At 58.2% G+C, this 17353-nt stretch carries 15 protein-coding genes, 1 other RNA gene and 2 pseudogenes; 7 read left to right on the top strand and 11 right to left on the bottom strand.

Annotated features, from left to right (window positions below; all coding sequences use genetic code 11):
• The first annotated feature begins 100 nt into the window (after window positions 1-100).
• On the top strand, window positions 101-868 hold the full coding sequence (locus OGV19_RS04235; protein WP_264312271.1) for a substrate-binding periplasmic protein: 768 nt from the start codon (window positions 101-103) through the stop codon (window positions 866-868).
• 63 nt (window positions 869-931) lie between these two features.
• On the opposite strand, the gene OGV19_RS04230 is transcribed toward OGV19_RS04235, so the two are convergent.
• Window positions 932-1204, bottom strand: coding sequence for a hypothetical protein (locus tag OGV19_RS04230; protein ID WP_264312270.1), 273 nt, complete (start codon window positions 1202-1204; stop codon window positions 932-934).
• A 415-nt stretch (window positions 1205-1619) separates the two neighbouring features.
• Here OGV19_RS04230 and OGV19_RS04225 point away from each other — a divergent pair, with 415 nt between their 5' ends.
• Window positions 1620-1814, top strand: a complete 195-nt coding sequence (locus tag OGV19_RS04225) for a hypothetical protein (RefSeq protein WP_264312269.1) — start codon at window positions 1620-1622, stop codon at window positions 1812-1814.
• 30 nt (window positions 1815-1844) lie between these two features.
• Window positions 1845-2024 carry a hypothetical protein gene (locus tag OGV19_RS04220; RefSeq protein ID WP_264312268.1) on the top strand — a complete coding sequence of 60 codons (180 nt, stop codon included), beginning with the start codon at window positions 1845-1847 and terminating at the stop codon, window positions 2022-2024.
• A gap of 15 nt (window positions 2025-2039) precedes the next feature.
• Here OGV19_RS04220 and OGV19_RS04215 read toward each other — a convergent pair whose 3' ends face one another.
• The gene (locus OGV19_RS04215) at window positions 2040-2525 is read right to left on the bottom strand and encodes a DUF2938 domain-containing protein (RefSeq protein WP_264312267.1); all 486 of its coding nucleotides are present in this window, start codon (window positions 2523-2525) and stop codon (window positions 2040-2042) included.
• Between the two features lie 82 nt (window positions 2526-2607).
• Here OGV19_RS04215 and OGV19_RS04210 point away from each other — a divergent pair.
• Window positions 2608-3018: pseudogene (locus OGV19_RS04210) on the top strand (helix-turn-helix domain-containing protein); the annotation flags it as partial.
• Here the strand turns inward: OGV19_RS04210 and OGV19_RS04205 are convergent.
• The 3 genes from OGV19_RS04205 to OGV19_RS04195 form a co-directional block, all read right to left on the bottom strand.
• Complete coding sequence (locus OGV19_RS04205) at window positions 2998-4185, bottom strand: MFS transporter (RefSeq protein ID WP_264312266.1); 1188 nt, start codon at window positions 4183-4185, stop codon at window positions 2998-3000. The pseudogene OGV19_RS04210 and the gene OGV19_RS04205 overlap by 21 nt on opposite strands.
• 94 nt (window positions 4186-4279) lie before the next feature.
• On the bottom strand, window positions 4280-4834 hold the full coding sequence (locus tag OGV19_RS04200; RefSeq protein ID WP_264312265.1) for a GNAT family N-acetyltransferase: 555 nt from the start codon (window positions 4832-4834) through the stop codon (window positions 4280-4282).
• A gap of 103 nt (window positions 4835-4937) precedes the next feature.
• The gene (locus tag OGV19_RS04195) at window positions 4938-5456 is read right to left on the bottom strand and encodes a hypothetical protein (RefSeq protein ID WP_264312264.1); all 519 of its coding nucleotides are present in this window, start codon (window positions 5454-5456) and stop codon (window positions 4938-4940) included.
• 246 nt (window positions 5457-5702) lie between these two features.
• Here OGV19_RS04195 and OGV19_RS04190 point away from each other — a divergent pair.
• Window positions 5703-6292, top strand: a pseudogene (locus OGV19_RS04190) (recombinase family protein); the annotation flags it as partial.
• A 724-nt stretch (window positions 6293-7016) separates the two neighbouring features.
• On the opposite strand, the gene OGV19_RS04180 reads toward OGV19_RS04190, so the two are convergent.
• Window positions 7017-7667, bottom strand: coding sequence for a hypothetical protein (locus tag OGV19_RS04180; protein ID WP_264312262.1), 651 nt, complete (start codon window positions 7665-7667; stop codon window positions 7017-7019).
• A 328-nt stretch (window positions 7668-7995) separates the two neighbouring features.
• Between OGV19_RS04180 and OGV19_RS04175 the strand changes: the two genes are divergently transcribed.
• Both OGV19_RS04175 and OGV19_RS04170 read left to right on the top strand, forming a co-directional pair.
• Window positions 7996-8217, top strand: a complete 222-nt coding sequence (locus tag OGV19_RS04175) for a hypothetical protein (protein ID WP_264312261.1) — start codon at window positions 7996-7998, stop codon at window positions 8215-8217.
• 93 nt (window positions 8218-8310) lie between these two features.
• Window positions 8311-9117, top strand: a complete 807-nt coding sequence (locus OGV19_RS04170) for a hypothetical protein (RefSeq protein WP_264312260.1) — start codon at window positions 8311-8313, stop codon at window positions 9115-9117.
• A gap of 177 nt (window positions 9118-9294) precedes the next feature.
• On the opposite strand, the gene OGV19_RS04165 is transcribed toward OGV19_RS04170, so the two are convergent.
• From OGV19_RS04165 to smc, 5 genes are all read right to left on the bottom strand, one after another.
• On the bottom strand, window positions 9295-9771 hold the full coding sequence (locus OGV19_RS04165) for a single stranded DNA-binding domain-containing protein (protein ID WP_264312259.1): 477 nt from the start codon (window positions 9769-9771) through the stop codon (window positions 9295-9297).
• 217 nt (window positions 9772-9988) lie between these two features.
• An RNA gene (ffs, locus tag OGV19_RS04160) (signal recognition particle sRNA small type) lies at window positions 9989-10085 on the bottom strand.
• A 122-nt stretch (window positions 10086-10207) separates the two neighbouring features.
• Window positions 10208-12538 carry an NAD-dependent DNA ligase LigA gene (gene ligA / locus OGV19_RS04155; protein ID WP_264312258.1) on the bottom strand — a complete coding sequence of 777 codons (2331 nt, stop codon included), beginning with the start codon at window positions 12536-12538 and terminating at the stop codon, window positions 10208-10210.
• 239 nt (window positions 12539-12777) lie between these two features.
• Window positions 12778-13659: a cell division protein ZipA gene (gene zipA / locus OGV19_RS04150; protein WP_264312257.1), complete on the bottom strand. Its 882-nt coding sequence runs from the start codon at window positions 13657-13659 to the stop codon at window positions 12778-12780.
• Between the two features lie 204 nt (window positions 13660-13863).
• Window positions 13864-17352 carry a chromosome segregation protein SMC gene (gene smc, locus OGV19_RS04145; RefSeq protein ID WP_264312256.1) on the bottom strand — a complete coding sequence of 1163 codons (3489 nt, stop codon included), beginning with the start codon at window positions 17350-17352 and terminating at the stop codon, window positions 13864-13866.
• Between the last annotated feature and the right edge of the window lies 1 nt (window position 17353).

The following is a 17353-nucleotide window of genomic DNA, read 5'->3' as shown; positions in this document are numbered from 1 at the left end:
GAGCGGAAGATCGCTAATGCTAGCGGAGCGGGGCCGAAATTGCACCCTGCGCGACTGGTCTAAGCTATGAAACTGGCGCGCTATCCAGGGAGGATGTGCCTTGCGAAGACTGTTGCCCTTGCTAATGCTGTGGACCACCCACAGCCTGGCCGACCCACCCGTGCTGCGTTTTTCCGTCGCCGAGAGCTGGAGCATGCCGCTGATGCGCGTCGAAGGCGAGCAACCGGTGGAAGGTTTGCTGTTCGACCTGATGCAGGCCATTGCCCGGGAAGTGGGTATGCGCCCGGAGTATCACGTACTGGCACGCCTGCGCCTGCAGGAAGCCATGGAAAACGGCGATATCGATGTGCGCTGCTATGTCAGCCCCCAGTGGTTTCATGATCGGCCGGGCAATTTTGTCTGGAGCATCCCTTTGATTCACCAGCGCGACGTGTTGGTTGGCGGCGCTGACGCAAGCAACCCTACCCGCCCAGAGCAACTGGCGCCACAAGCCATCGGCACCGTACTGGGTTATGCCTATGGCACCTTGCAACCCCTATTCGAACAGGGCCGACTGCACCGCGAAGACAGCCGCAGCCAACTGCTGGCCCTGCAGAAGCTGCACGCGGGGCGGTATCTGCATGCGGTGAGCAACGAGCTGTCGCTGCAGTGGTTCAACCAAGGCTTGCCGGCGGGGCAGCAGTTGCAAACGCTGGCAGTGCTGGAGGAGCAGGACCTGGGGTGCATGGTGCGCAGTGACCCAGGGGTGCCGACGCAGGGGGTGCTCAGGGCGCTGGTGCGCATGAAACAGTCTGGGGAGATCGAGCGGATTAGCCAGCGGTATGGGGGTGCGGGGTATGCTGGGGATGCCGCAGCGGCAAGGCCGTGATGATGCAATTGCGGCCTTGCGTCGCGAAAAGGCGCGCACAGCCCCCTGCGCGACGACCTTCGATCAGCGCCGGCGCTCAACAGCCAACGTCACGGCATCCGCCTGGCCCCAGGCGATTTGCATGGCGCGCAGGCCATGCTCCAGTAGCTGTCGCGTTTCTTCGTCCTGGATGCGTTCAAGCGCTCGACGGCTGTCGCTGTAGGCGAACATCAGGTAATGGGAGACATTCATCAGCGCGAACTCTATCGGCACGATGCCTTCGCTGATGGCGCGGGAAAGGGATTTGCCGGGGGGCAGGTCGAAGGTATGGGGTGGGTCGGGGACGATTTTTTTCATGCAGGCTCCATGTGACATGAGCTGCACCCTTTTGCTTCCACGCATTAGGGTGACAACTGTACGCGGGGTGGAAGACCAGGCACATGGAAAACCCGGCAGATACAAGTACCTCCCGCGCACAGCTGTCATAACAGACAACTGCTCCAAGTCGTTCCCGGGCTTCCACACCCGATCGCTGAACTGACAGCGACCGTAAAAGCCTATTGGGTGGGGTTTCCAAGGACAATCAGACGGGAGTCGACGGGATGCGTAGGATATTTCTAAGAGCCTTACAGATGCAGCAGGAAATCGGCTATACGAGAGTAGGATCCTTCCTTAGTTGGCAATTGGACTACAAAATCTGGTGTATAGCGCGATTCCGATCTCTCGCCTGATGGCGCACAATTATCGCCACCCCTCAAAAAGACACCTCCCGATGCTCCAAGATGATCGAGACAATCTGGAACTCGACAAACTACAGATCGAGAATCGCAAGCTAGCTGCAGAAGCACTCAAATTCATGGCTGAAGAGCGCAAGCTTAGACAAGAGGCGTTCTGGCACCCCTTCGCAACTGGCTCGGTCATTTTGACTGCCATTGCGGGTATCATGGCGCTGCTGGTTAAACTCTGAGCACTCCCGTTTTCGGCAAGAGGAAAGATCATGCCCCGTTCCACTCAAGATAGGGTTGAGCAATCCCATCGCGAAGTAGAGGCCCTGGCCGAAGACATGCGCAAGGCCAGAGCCTTTTCTCCTTGGTCAGCGCTTTTGCCGTTCAGCCTAGGTGCGGGCTTTGCTTTGGCATTACTTCTCGCCGGCCTCTTGATCTTGCGACTGCTGTAATCCCGAGCGCTGCCTTCACACTGCCGCAATCAAATCGGCACTCAAGAACAACCCAACCCCAAACACCGAGTGCATAACCAGACTCTTCAGGCAATTACGCCCAGGCGTCGGCGTCCTGGAGGCAAAGAACCCCGCCCCCATCATCGGCTGCATGAAGCACAGCGGCGCCACCACCGTAGCCATACCCCAAATCAGCGCAGGCCACAGCGTCGGCGCACTCAGCCAGCCCTCCCCGACCATCCCCACCAGCATCACCGCAAACAGCACGCCAATCCCATAGTGGATAACCCACCCCCAAGCCATCTCGTTCGCGACCGGTTCGGCCTTGGCGATAGCTTCGTGCTGCGCCTGCCCCCTCATCAAGTGACCCGCCCAGCGCCCTACCATGGCGAAATTCAAAGTAGGGATGCCCATGCGCCGCAGCAACATCCCCCACAGGTCCATGACCACGGTGGCTCCGACCCCGATCAGCAAAGCGGCTTTTAGCATGGCAAGCGTCATTGATTCACCCCTCGAAGATTTGACGTTCAGCAACATGCCGCGCAGCATAGAAGTTGAAGTCAACTTCAAGTCAAGGGCCACCATGGACATTGCCGATGTCGCCAAACGCACAGGCGTACCCGCGTCAACACTGCGCTATTACGAAAAGAAAGGCTTGCTCAAGTCCCTCGTAGCGCCCGGCCAGCGGCGACAATTTGCCGCCGACGTGGCGGACCGCCTGGCCCTGATTGCCCTAGGGCAGGCCGCAGGGTTCTCCCTGGATGAAGTGGGCGCGATGCTGGTGGACCTTCAGGTCGATCGGCAAATGCTGATTGCCAAAGCGGACGAAATCGATGCACGGATCAAGCGCTTGCAGGCAATGAGCAAAGGCCTGCGGCATGCGGCGCAGTGCCCAGAGGACGATCATCTGGCCTGTCCGAAATTTCAGCGTATGTTGAAGCTTTCAGCAGCAGGGGTGCTGGGAGAAACGCCCTTACGCCAGAGCAGGCTTGTAAAAACGCGAAGCAAGCCATCGACCCGTACTCAGCCCAACGACCACAAGCGCAACGCCTTCAATGCTGAGCATCATCGCGTTGATACCTAGCTGCGTGATCAATTGGCTGGCGACATAGGGAAACCCGAACACGCCGATGAAATACGACAGGCTGAAAAGCAGCAACGCTTGCGCCGTAAGCCCTGCCGGCGCCTCGTTGGCAGCGAGCCCGTTGATCACCGAGTAATTCAAGCCATACCCCACGCCCAGTAGCATGGCCATGGCCAAATAGCTCTCAGCGCTGTGCACCCACTGATCAAACCCCAGTACGGCGGTGGCCATGATCAAAGTCAAAACCCAGGAGGTCGCTAGCGGCTGTTGCTTCACAACCCAGCCGGCCAGCAAGAGCCTGCAGGCAATCGCAGCGCCCATGAAGCCAATGAAGAAGAGTGAATAATCAAGCCCGAGGCGGTCGGCATAGCTGGTCTGGAAACTGCCCATGGTGCCGAAAATCGCCCCACCCAGCCCTACCATCAGGATCGACAAACCTGAACGCGAACGCATCACTTTGAGCGCGGACGCCAAATCGATCTGCACCTTCTCAGCCGGCCGCTGCCCATGAGCGGTCGAACCGAGCCAAGCGAAGTACAACCCCGCCACCCCGGCAGCACACGCCGCTACCCAAAAAGCGAACTGAGTCGGCAAAGCCACAAGGGCAGCGAACTTACCCAGCAATGGCCCGGTACCTATGCCTGTCAACATGCTGCCGGAGAGCAATGCAAAACAGTGGGTGCGCCGTGATGGCTCGACCATTTGCGCAACCATGATCGGCCCTATCGTGTAGAAGAGCCCCCAGCCGATCCCGAGCATCAGGCCACACGCCAATAAGGCGACGCCCAGACCGGGCACCAAGGCAAAGCCTACTGACGCCACGACCAGGCAGAGCGCCCCAACCGCGATAGCGCGAGCAGCGCCAACGCGCTGCAACAGATGCCCCGAACCCACCACAGACAGCAGCGTACTCAGCATTGCGACTGCAAACACCTGCCCTGCATCGCTCGCCGCCCCACCCAACGCCTTTACCAGCATAGAAAGCAAAAACGTCGAGCCGTAGCTGATCGACAGCAGGAAACAGGCAATGCAGAACACGGCAAATTGCCGAGACCGAGGCGTGGGTACAGACGACATGTAAGCAGTCCTTGCTGAAAGGGTCTGTTTTCTATCACGACAAGGCACTGGCAAAGGCAAGCATTTGCTGACGTTGAGATCGCCACTTCAGTACCTAAACGACCGCCCTCCGTCCACGCCACTCATCACGGCTCAGTTCCCAGGTCTCTTTAGCCACGGCACCACAGACGAAATGCCCCGCTTCAGTGCCAACCAGGCGCATGCCTTCGTGCACGGAAACACTGCGCGATCTGTCGTTGCTCGCCGCCTTGGGCACCTGCATGACACAACGCCCAAGCGTCTCGAACCAGTAGTCGTTGATCACCACACAGGCCTCGCGGATGTAGCCGTTTTTCTGCCATGCGGTGGCAAGCCAGAAGCCTCGGTTGTTACCCGGCTGGTCATAGAGGCTGATGCTGCCGATGATCTGCGCCGGCGCCGTCTTCAGGCGGATCATCCAGTGCCATTCACACCCAGCGTTCATGGCGGGTAATGCGATGTCTCGGACATAGACGAGCGCGCCGTCTTCGGGATAGGGCCATGGCACGCGGCTGTCCAGGTAGCGGACAATGTCCCAGTGCGGGAACAGTTGCTGAATAGCGGGGGCATCGCCCAACTGCAGCGGCGTGAGTATCAGGCGCGAGGTTTCGAGGGTAGGAAGGCTGTCCATTGCGCAGCGTCCGTTCTGGAGGCGATATGGCCTTCTGGCATTCTCACAGAGCAGGGGTTGGAACGTCGAGACGTCATGTGCTTTGACCATAAGACAGCCATTGTCATGCTAACCGTTGCTCGAAAGTGCTACGCACGTATTGTGAGAATGCATCCTGAAGCGCTTTTCGTGCTTCGTGTGTCGGCTGACTTCGCTCATTAAGCAGAGGTAAATATTGCTTTATTGCAGCGTCTTCAGCTGCCGGGAGCAAGGGGCTTGGCAGGCGCTGGAAAAACAGGTCAAGCCGTGCTTGCGGGAAAAACTCAGAAAGGTAGCACTGAAACGCTTGAAGCTTAAAGTCGTTTGGAGAATGTGGCTGAAAAGGATTGGAGTACTCCCTCATACGGCGAGACAGTGCATTAGTCCTCCCAAGGTAAATCTTGAATTTCATCCCATCAAGGCTCATAAGGAAGAAGTAAAGCCCTTCCCCATGCATTGCATACTGCGTGCCGGTGGTACGAGCACCCTGAAGCTGGAGGTGCACATTCTCCTCGACAAGCTCGAATGACGATGTGATTGAACAAAGATCAAGCTCAGTGGCCAGATACCGACTCAGACCAGTCGGGAATGGGATGTCAGACATAAATCCAAATGACCTCACGTGGGGCGGTAACGTTTTCTCAGGCTTGATTTATAACATCTCCGTCCGCCCGCCTAATACAGAGTGTGTGTATGTCCAATACTCAATTGTGCGTGCTTCATGCACCACAAGCGAAGTGGCTGGAAACCCGCTCAAAGCGCCCTTGAAATTGTGTCATTAAATACCTTTACCTACCTTATGTGACACAGCAGTATGTGACACACCCAAACTATCACAGAGCAACCTACTATGTTCATCCGTGCTTATCTTCGGGCATCGACGCGACACGGGCAAAGCAATCGTTGATCGACTTCGCCGCTGCGCAAGGCCATAAGATCGCAGCCTTCTACATCGAGAACGCCAGTGGCGCCAAACTTGAACGCCCCCAGTTGTTCCGTCTTCTGGACGACAGCCACGAGGGTGACGTGCTGTTGATCGAAGGGGTAGATCGGTTATCCAGGCTCAGCCAAGATGATTGGGCACTGTTGAAAGCCAGGATCGCGGCAAAGAAGGTGACTGTAGTATCCCTTGACCTAAGCACCAGCCAGGCAGCCTTGAAATCCGCCGAGGGAATGGACGATTTTACCAAAGGGATGATTGCAGCTGTGAATGGCATGTTGCTCGACATCTTGGCCGTAGTAGCACGCAAAGATTACGAAGACCGTCGCCGTCGTCAGGCCCAGGGCATCGCTACAGCCAAGGCAGACGGTGCATACAAAGGCCGCCCAGCTAACCTCGACCTGCACAAGCGGGTTAGCGAACTGCTAGCAGATGGAAAAAGTATCCGTAAGGTGGCCGAACTGTTGAAGTGCATTACCACGACGCTGCAGAAGGTTAGACAGTTGAACGCGCTTGAGGCGGCTCATGAAGCGTTCCGGAAGGAATACGCAGTCCTAGATGAGAAGATTGAGCAATCCAACATGCCTAACGGCCCTGACCTCACAGAAGCGGATTACCTGCCCTGGATGGACAAGAAGGAGGCCCTGGAGAAGGCCGGACAGCTACCCCAGGAGTAAGGGGCCAGAATCAAAAACCACTGGAGCAAGGCGCTCCAAGCCCCTACGCTGCGGTATCTGCCCTAGAGTGAGGGGACCATGGAAGATCGGGACGCAGCAATAGCAAACACGTTGGAGTTGCTCCATATGAACCAGACCGCCTTGAGGGCAGCGATAGAGGAAGTCAGTACATGGATCAGGCAGCGAGGCTCCGTGAACAGCCACGACAGCACAATAGCCTGCCCCCAGGCCCTCGACACTAACGCGGATGCCATTACGTCTGCGATAGAGCGCCTTCGCAGCTAACCCCGCCACGGCGGGGGTTTTCTTCGCCTCTGATATTTCATTTTTTCAGGTCAGGCCCCGTCCTTGGCATAGGAATGGCTCTTAACCTCGACCGCCTGTTGCAAGGTTTTTACCGATTTCCCGCTCCCGCCTTGATAGTTTGGCCCACCTGTTCGGATGCCACTTTTGCCAGAGCAATGTGTCCAGAAATAAATTTCACGTTTTCCGGCTTTGCAAAATACCACGCTAGGCTTAGTGAATCCCTGGTATCGGAAGCTCCCCCTTATGGCCAGCGGCGCTTTCTGAGTACGGAGCTGCGGTCATCCCAAATCCAATCTACGAACTCTCCCATCAAGGGCACTGGCGGGCTGGAGAAGCCATTATGGTAAAATGCTGTTTGGCTAATGCCGCTAAGCAAATCCCGGATCGGCGCAAGGATTTTGATTAGGCGGAAAATTGCAAAACGAGCGGCTTGCTTGTGTAGCCCAGGGAGAGCCAAAGCTTTCTCCAGGGTTAGCGGCTCCTTACTCAGCCCCATCATATCTATGTGGGTTTTATCAGAGATTGCTGCCGAAACAAAATTAGCCTCGCGTAAAATCTTGTCTGTGCACCGAGTTGTAACATCAGCCTCGACGACTCTTGACAAAATGTCATCCCAGAACTCCAGAGGATCAAGATTGCTTGTCGGAGCACTCAACGAATCAAGGTTATGATATCGACTCATTAGGGCAAAGTCGTTAAGCGAGCGCAGCACATCTTGGTCAATCGCATCAAACTCCGCATATGGCTTTATGTGAATCCCTCGCTTAGCCGAAATACCAACGCAAGTAACGTGCAGATCCAGGATGTTATGACCATAAGACTTAAGAATCTTCGTCATTGGTGCTTTCATGTTGTGCTCAAGCATGTGATCAATTATCACAACTGCTTTCATCAGTCGCTCCAAACCGATTGACAAATTAAAAAGCGCCGTATAAAAAGCCCCCCCTTATGGTGCACGTCGGCTTTTCGGAGTTCAGTTAAACCTGTAGCAAGACAGGAGCTAATTAAATAACCCTCCTGAGCCAACAAGGAATAAGTATTAACTCTATTCATAATCTCCGCCGCTCCTTGCGTGTAAATGAATTATCGACTAGCTTCGTTATCGGGTAGACGACTATACCCCATACAGCTTGATCGGGAGTGTACCTCGGGCGAACAGTCTCAGCACATCACTAACTCCCTTAACCCTGTACAGCCACCGACATAAGGGAATCACCGACATGGACGACAAGGCCGCAGCCACTGCTGATGCCCTTGAGCTGCTGATAAATCAAACCGCTTTGATAGCTGCTATCGAGGAGCTTAGCACCTGGGTCCGTCAGCGCGACTCAGTGAACGTCCACGATAGCGCGATGACCTGTCTACAAGCACTCGATACAAATGCCAGCCGCATTGCCTATGGCATTGAACGTCTTCGGGCTAGCTGCGACGGCGAAAACTGAATATTACGACATAAGTTTTCTTACAAATTTGCCTCCCCTGCCAAGGTGCATCAGGGAAACTTACACATAATCGCCCAACCAAGGAAAGTTAAGATGCCAAGGAAAAAACCCGATCAGGAAAAGAAAACCCCAAGGGATCACTGGATTATTGGACACTCATCAGAACTCGTATCAGAGCTTACTGTAACTTACGACCCCATTACTGGAACACCAAGCATCAAGGAACTTGATCCAGCTTCACTTCGAAGCCAGATATCTCACCCCCGCGACAATGGCAAAGACAAAGTAATTTCGTCAATGCCAGTTGACGGATTTGATTCTTTAGGTGAGGACTTCCTTGCAAGGATGCAGCGCCAGTTTGACTACATCATAGCAGTTGACACAAACACCAACCAGGAGCGCATTAACGGACTTAAGGTAAGCACGTGCCTCATCTGCTGCATAGTTGAACCACTTTCGCAACTCAAAGACCCAATAAGGTATCAGCACTTGGCGGCATATCTCATCCTTGACCAAGAGGACGAAGGTAATGCCGAACGAATTGGCTGGCACTTAGTAGCAACTGTACACTTGAATACGCCATATCTCAAAGGCAAGCGTATTGGCATTGTGACTGACAGCGAATTGGGTGAGCACATTGACATCAACTCAAGAACGAAACCTTATTATCGAGACCATTTCTTACCTGCAAACATGTCACTCGTTTACGCCAGGGACAAGGGCGACAATTTTACAAATAAAATGATCCAGATGAACGACACCAATGGCAGGCATTTCATGAAGTTTGTAAAGGACAAAGGTTTGTCAAATTTGCCGCTTGGCGAAGGGTTACAGATGGGGACTGCGCGATGCCATTACGTACATCAATCTGCGAAGAAGAATGACCGCATACACACCTGACTGCTCCCTCAACAGCACCTGATTTTCGGGGGGGGTGAGCGAGCCAGGCATCGACCCTCCTCCGGGCAGATCCCGTAGGCCGAACCTACGTACAATCCAAAAACGAAAAGCCCCGCAGACCTTGATCTGCGGGGTTTCACGTATAACGGCAGAGATAGGTAGTTTTAACCAATCAGCTCAGCCATTCCAATTATGAGCTACAGGCTGCACATTGAATGCCGCTCTTTGAGGCTTTATGGGGAACTCAGCGTTGCACCCAGTACAGCGGAACTTACCTCGGGCAGTCCGGTTGTCTTGTAGCGGGTGGATTTCCTTTTTGTTGAAGCAGCTTGGGCAGGCGTAATGGGGCGTTTCGTCATTCGAAATAAACACAACTGCACCGCCTGCTGTTTGAGTAAGCTTGTAGGCGGCTGCTCGCTGCTGCCATGAGTCAGCAGCATCAAGCTTCTTCTTCAAGCCATCCCGTTCTAGCTGGAGCCTATGGAGGTCTTCCCGCAGATTGAACATCCCATCTTGCACGTCCCCCAGTTTTTCAAGGACTTCACCTATCTTCGCTTTAGCCTCAGCATCCACCTTGCCATCAAACGCAGCCTTGGCGAGTTGCTTGGTTAGGTTGACCGCCTGTACCACACCGTTGAGTGCTGCAACATCCATGCTACTGCCCTGTAGTGAATTGGAAATCTAACATTAGAGCAACCGAGCGGACGCGACCAGTGCCGAGGCGACACGGGCAGGAGCCTAGATTGGAAAATTAGAGTGGGCTAGAATCCTCAGCACGGTGCACAACTTAGGTGTACTACGGCACTGGTCCACTTCGAGATTTCTGAGCGAGAAAGCCTTGAGAATTCAAGGACTTGCGTAATGGAGGCAGCCCCACCAGCCACACCCCGGCACTCGATGTTCCCGCTATGGCTGCTCCCTTCCGGGCCTGACCAGGTTAACGGGTAATCAATGCGGGGGGACCGATGGGGCCACCACTGACGCAACTCGCTAAGCAGCGAGCCGCGCCATTGTACCGGTCTGAGGCGAAGTTACAACCTCTGATGGGAGAAAAAGTCATCATTTCTCAATGACTTGATCGAAAGGCTGGTCAGACGGCGATGCCCTGCTCGCCCAGGAAGACGATGAACGCATCTTCGTCCAGCACCTTCACACCCAGTTCACTGGCCCTGGCCAGCTTGGAGCCCGCGCCGGGGCCTGCGACCACGCAGTGGGTCTTGCCGGAAACGGAACCTGCCACCTTGGCGCCGAGGCTTTCCAGTTTTTCTTTGGCAATGTCGCGGCTCATGCGCTCCAGGGTGCCGGTCAATACCCAGGTCTGCCCTGCCAACGGCAGGCCTTCGGCGACTTTTTTCTCGCTGTTCCAGTGCATGCCAAACGCCAGCAACTGGGCTTCGATGTCCCGCGCCAGCTTCTGGTTCGCTTCGTCCTTGAAGAACTCGCGCACCGCCTCGGCCTGCTTGGTGGCCAGGGCCTGACGCAAGTCGATACCATCGGCGGCGATGATCTTGTCCAGGCTGTCGAGCTTGGCCACCAGCTTTTCAGCGCCAGTCGGGCCGACCGAGGGGATATCGAGCTTGGCGATCATCCCGGCCAGGGTGGTGCTGGCGGCGAACTCGGCGGCCAGGTCGCCTTCGTCCTGCAATTGCATGCCACAGGCGAGCAACTGCTCGATGACTTTGCGGTTGTGCTCGTCTTCGAAGAAGTTGTGGATTTCGTAAGCCACTTCAAGCCCGATGTCCGGCAAGTAGGTCAGCACCTGCGGCAACGCCTGCTGCACCCGCGCCAGGCTGCCCAGCGAGCGCGCCAGGACCTTGGCGGTCTCTTCACCCACATCCGGGATGCCCAGGGCGTAGATGAAACGTGCCAGGCTCGGGCGCTTGCTGGCTTCGATGGCATCCAGCAGCTTCTTGCTGGACACCTCGGCGAACCCTTCCAGGCCAACGATCTGGTCGAACTCCAGTTTGTACAGGTCTGCTGGCGAGCCGATCAACCCTTCGTCCACCAACTGCTCGACGCTCTTTTCGCCCAGGCCGTCGATATCCATCGCGCGGCGCGAAACGTAGTGGATGATCGCTTGCTTGAGCTGGGCACCACAGGCCAGACGACCGACGCAACGGTACACCGCACCTTCGCTGGTGGTTTCCTTGCCCTTGCTGCGCTTGACCAGCTGGGTGCGCTCGACGTGCGAGCCACACACCGGGCACGCGCTCGGCACTTCAACCGGGCGGGCATCTTCGGGGCGTCGCTCGAGCACCACTTGCATGACCTGCGGGATCACGTCGCCAGCACGGCGGATGATGACCGTGTCGCCAATACGCAGGCCCAGACGGGCGATCTCGTCCATGTTGTGCAGTGTGGCGTTGGACACGGTCACGCCGGCCACCTTGACCGGTTTCAGCCGCGCCACAGGCGTCACCGCCCCGGTACGACCCACCTGGAATTCGACATCCAGTACTTCGGTCAGCTCTTCCATGGCCGGGAACTTGTGGGCAATCGCCCAGCGCGGCTCGCGGGCGCGGAAGCCCAGTTCACGCTGGGACGCCAGGCTGTTGACCTTGAACACCACGCCGTCGATCTCGTACGGCAGGCTGTTACGGCGCTCACCGATGTCGCGGTAGTAAGCCAGGCATTCTTCGATGCCTGCGGCATGCCGGAGCTCACGGCTGATCGGCAGGCCCCAGGCCTTGAGCTGCTCGAGGACGCCAATGTGGCTGTCGCCGATGCTTTCGGACACCTGGCCTACGCCGTAGCAGCAGAATTCCAGCGGGCGACTGGCGGTGATTTTCGAATCCAGTTGGCGCAGGCTGCCGGCTGCGGCGTTGCGCGGGTTGGCAAAAGTCTTGCCCCCGGCTTCTGCCTGGGCGGCATTGAGCCGGTCGAAACCGGCCTTGCTCATGTACACCTCGCCGCGCACTTCCAGCACCGCCGGCCAGCCTTCGCCCTGCAGCTTGAGCGGAATGTTGCGCACAGTGCGCACGTTGGCACTGATGTCTTCGCCGGTGGTGCCATCGCCGCGGGTGGCACCCTGCACCAACTGGCCGTCGCGGTACAGCAGGCTCACCGCCAGGCCATCGAGCTTGGGTTCGCAGCTGTAATCGACCGCACCCGGCTGATCGAGGCCGTCGACCACGCGGCGGCCGAATTCATGCAGGTCGGTTTCTTCGAAAGCATTGCCCAGGCTGAGCATGGGCACTTCGTGACGCACCTGGCTGAACGCGGCCAGGGCCTGGCCGCCGACGCGCTGGGTCGGCGAGTCAGGCGTCACCAAGTGCGGGTGTTCGGCTTCCAACGCCTTGAGCTCGTTGAACAAGCGATCGTATTCGGCATCGGGCACGCTAGGCTCATCGAGCACGTAGTAGCGGTAGTTGTGCTGGTCGAGCTCGGCGCGCAGGGCGTGGATTCGGGATTCGGCGGTCATTCGTTTGTCTTCTCTTGCAAAGCAAAAGAGCAGCCTGGGGGACGTTGTCTGGGGTTCTGGATCTTTAGTTGCTGATCCGGCCCTTTCGCGGGCAAGCCCACCCCCACAGGTACTCCACGGCGCTCAAAGGCAGTGGGGTAACTGTGGGGGCGGGCTTGCCCGCGAAAGGGCCGGGACCAACAACATCAAATCCCGAACCGACCAGCACGCCCCGCAGGCTGCTCTTTCGTCTGGATCTATCAGCGCTTCTGGGTCAGCGCACGGCGCTCGAACTCGACGATGCGCTGGCGATAATGCTCGATGGTCTGGGCGGTCAGCACGCTGCGCTGGTCGTCCTTGAGTTCGCCATTGAGTTCATGGGCCAACTTGCGCGCCGCTGCAACCATCACGTCGAAGGCCTGTTTAGGGTGACGCGGGCCCGGCAGCCCCAGGAAGAAGCTCACCGCACGGGTGCTGAAGTGGTCGATGTCGTCCAGGTCGAAAATACCGGGCTTCACGGCGTTGGCCATGGAGAACAGCACTTCGCCGTGGCCCGCCATGCTCTCGTGGCGGTGGAAGATGTCCATCTCGCCAAAACGCAGGCCGCTCTCGAGAATGTTCTGCAGCAGTGCCGGCCCCTTGAAACCACCCTCGTCGCGGGAGATGACGCTGATCACCAGCACTTCTTCAGCGGGGGGCAATTCCTTGACCGTGTTGTTGCTGGACGCCGTACCGCTGTTGCGGTTGTTGTCGGCAGCAAAATCATCATCGGCATCGGCAAACAGATCGGGCTCGCGCGCCTCGGCCACCAGGTTCAGGTCACCCTGCGGCACTTCTGCGGCACGCTTGCCACGCTTGCTGGCCTTGACCGGCTTTGGCTCGCGCTCGCGATCACGCGACGACGCGCTGAGCGAGGGCAGGTCGCTCTCGTCCAGTTCTGGTTCCTTGTGGTTATCCAGCACCCGCGATGGGCCGAGCACTTCGGCACCGCCCTCTTCCTCGGGGGTATTGGAATAACTGCGATCCAGACGGAATTTCAACTTGCCTTTCCCGCCGCGCATGCGGCGCCAGCCGTCGAAAAGAATACCGGCAATGACAATGATGCCGATGAGGATCAGCCACTCGCGCAGACCGATTTCCATGTAATCCCGTGCCTCTATAAAAATATGCTTGAAAACAAAGGGTTCAAAGCCCTTTAACACGTGGCGCCAACTCTATGTTCTGACAGGCGTTTTACCCACGCAAAAAACGAGTGACATTAAGCTAGCACGACCAAAGACAACTTTACACCGTCTGTCGCACATGGCGGGGCCATTTCGCTACAGAATGTGCCCTATCTTCGCGTATCAGGCGTCGACCATAGCCATCGCCTCCTCCACATCCACTGCAACAAGGCGTGAGCATCCTGGCTCATGCATCGTCACCCCCATCAATTGATCTGCCATCTCCATGGCAATCTTGTTATGGGTGATGTAGATGAACTGCACACTTTCACTCATTTCTTTCACCAGCCGGGCGTATCGCCCGACGTTGGCATCGTCCAGCGGCGCATCGACCTCGTCGAGCATGCAGAACGGTGCGGGGTTCAACTTGAAGATGGCGAACACCAGCGCCAGGGCGGTCAGTGCCTTCTCGCCACCGGACAGCAGATGGATGGTGCTGTTCTTCTTGCCCGGTGGTCGCGCCATGATCGTTACCCCTGTATCGAGTAGATCTTCGCCCGTCAGTTCCAGATAAGCGCTGCCACCACCGAAAACTTTTGGAAAAAGTGCCTGTAATCCGGCATTTATCTGATCAAAGGTATCCCTGAAGCGATTGCGGGTTTCCTTGTCGATCTTGCGGATGACGTTTTCCAGGGTCTCCAGCGCTTCGACCAGGTCGGCGTTCTGGGCGTCCAGGTAGCGTTTGCGCTCAGACTGCTGCTCGTATTCTTCGATAGCAGCCAGGTTGATCGCGCCCAAACGCTGGATACGCGCCTCGGTCTGCTCCAGCGCCTGCTCGGTACTCTGTTCGGTGTCGTCGGCTTCGAGGGTGGCAAGCACGCCTTGCAGGTCGTAGCCATCGGCCAGCAACTGCTCTTGAAGGGTCTTGCGCCGCACATCCAGGCCCTGGCATTCCAAGCGCAGTTGCTCCAGCTGGCCACGCAGCAACTGAGCTTGCTGCTCAGCCTGGGTGCGGCGCTTTTCGGCGTCGCGCAGCGCACGGTCGGCTTCGTCCATGTGCAGGCGCGCCTGGCGCATTTCTTCGTCGACGCTCATGCGCCGCTCCAGCAATTCTTCAAGCTTGAGGCGCAGCTCTTCGAGGGGCGCTGCGCCTTCCTCCAGGTTCAGGCTCAGCTGTTCCTGGCGCTCGGTCAGACGTGCCGCCTGTTGCTCCAGGCGTTCCAGGGCCTGACGGGTGGAATCGTGTTGGGCGCGCAGCGAGCCCAGGCGCACAGCCAACTGGTGGGCATGGTCCTTGTGCTGGCGGGCCTCCTGGCGAATGCGGTCGAGGCCTTCGCGCAGGGTATCGCGACGGGCCATCAACTGCTCACGCTGCTCGGTGTCCTGGGCCATCAGGTCCAGGGCCTCTTGCAGCACCAGGCGCGCCTCACCCAGTTGCTCGTGCTCCAGAGCACGCTGCTCCTGCAACTCGGTCAGCTCTTCCTGCAGACGGCGGCGACGCAATTCGACTTGCTCGGCGCGGGCGCGGCTTGCCGACAGGCTGGCCTTGAGCTCGCCATGTTGGCGCCCCTCTTCCTGGGTACGCCGGCGCAACTGCTCGCGCTGTTCTTCCAGGCCCAGCTGCTGTTCGCGCAAACCTTGAAGCTGTTGCTCAAGGTGCTCCAGGGCGGCTTCCTGCTCCAGCTGTTGCTGGCCCAGGCGCTCGATCTCCTGGCCACGGGCCAACACGCCGCCTTCGGCCTCGCCGCCTCGGCTGACCCGCAAAAAATGCCGGCCAACCCAATAACCGTCCCGGCTGACCAGGCTCTGCCCTTCGCCCAGGCTCGCACGCAGCACCAGCGCCTGGGCCAGGTCATCGACCGGTTTCACCTGCCCCAACCAGGGCGTCAGGTCGGTGCGCCCTTCGACTTTGTCCAGCAGGCTGCCCGCCAGCCGCGCGCCCTCGCCGCTTGCCAGCAGCAAACGCAACTCGCCTTGTTCCAGATCGGCAAAATCGAGGCTGCTGAAATCATCGACCAGTACGGCTTGCAGATCAGCGCCCAGCACCGTCTCCACTGCCAGCTCCCAGCCCGGCTCGACCCAAAGCCCTTCAGCCAGGCGCGGTCGCTGTGCCAGGCCTTGCCCATGCAACCAGTCTGCGGCACCTACGCCCGGCTCCAGCGCGGCCTGCTGCAAGGCCTCAAGCGAGGCCAGCCGCCCGCCCAGACGCTGCAGGTCGCCCTGTGCCTGCTGTTGCGCCTGAGTGGCCTGTTGCAATTGCTCGCGGGTGCCGTCGAGCCGCTCGACCACTTGCTCTTCGGACAGCTGCAACTCTTCCAGCAGCATTTCGCTGCTGGCCAACTGCTCGGCCAGCTCAAGCATGGCGGCGTCCTGCGGCTCGGCAGCCAACAGGTCGCGCTCTTCACCCAGCTTGCGCTGACGCTCCGACAACCGCTCCAGGCTGGCTTCCAGCTGTTGCAGCCGCGCCTGTTGCACTTCAGCCTGACGACGAGGTTCGGCGGACCGGGTGTTGAAGCTGTCCCACTGCTCTTGCCAGCCGTGCATGCCTAGCTCGGCTTCTTCAAGGGTGGCAGCGGCCTCTTCAGCAGCCGCCAGGGTCATTTCCTGTTCAGGCTCCAGCATCACCAGCTCTTCGCCGAGGGTCGCCAGCAAGGTGCGGTCATGGCCCAGGTGCGATTCGGTCTCCAGGCGCGTGCGCTCGGCTTCCTTGAAATCGTCCTGCAATTGGCGCAGGCGCTGCTGGCCGTGCTGGATACTCTGCTCGACCCGGGCGATATCGCCTGCCACCGTATAGAACCGGCCCTGCACCTGGTTGAAGCGTTCGGACAATTCGTGGTGGCCATCGCGCAGGCGCTCGATGCTTGCATCGGCATTACGCTGCTCAGCCACCAAGGCTTCGTGGGACACGTCCTGATCACCGATCACCGCTTCGCGCTGACGTACGCGTTCGTCCAGGTCACGCCAGCGCAAGGCCGACAAGCGGGCTTTCAGCTGACGCTCCTGGGCCTTGTACTCGCGGTACTTCTCGGCTGCCTGGGCCTGACGGTGCAGGCGTTCGAGCTGGCGCTCCAGTTCGTCACGCAGGTCGGTCAGGCGGGCCAGGTTTTCCTGGGTGCGGCGGATACGGTTCTCGGTCTCGCGGCGGCGCTCCTTGTACTTGGAGATGCCCGCTGCCTCTTCGATGAAGTTGCGCAGCTCTTCGGGCTTGGCTTCGATCAGCTTGGAGATCATGCCCTGCTCGATGATCGAGTAGCTGCGCGGCCCGAGGCCGGTACCGAGGAAGATATCGGTGATATCGCGGCGGCGGCACTTGGTGCCATTGAGGTAATAGCTGTTCTGCGCGTCGCGGGTCACCTTGCGGCGAATGGAAATCTCAGCGTAGGCCGCGTACTCACCAACCAGGGTGTTGTCGCTGTTGTCGAACACCAGCTCGATGCTGGCCTGGCTGACCGGTTTGCGACTGGTGGAGCCGTTGAAGATGACGTCGGTCATCGACTCGCCGCGCAGGTTTTTTGCCGAACTCTCGCCCATCACCCAGCGCACCGCGTCGATGATGTTGGACTTGCCGCAACCATTGGGGCCTACCACGGCTGCCATGTTGCTGGGGAAGTTGACCGTGGTTGGGTCGACGAACGACTTGAACCCGGCCAGGCGAATGCATTTGAGGCGCATC

Origin of the sequence: Pseudomonas putida (assembly GCF_025905425.1) — a bacterium.
In the GTDB taxonomy this organism is placed as follows: domain Bacteria; phylum Pseudomonadota; class Gammaproteobacteria; order Pseudomonadales; family Pseudomonadaceae; genus Aquipseudomonas; species Aquipseudomonas putida_AF.
Note: the sequence above shows the minus strand (reverse complement) of the source record. Positions and strands in the feature narration are given on the sequence as shown.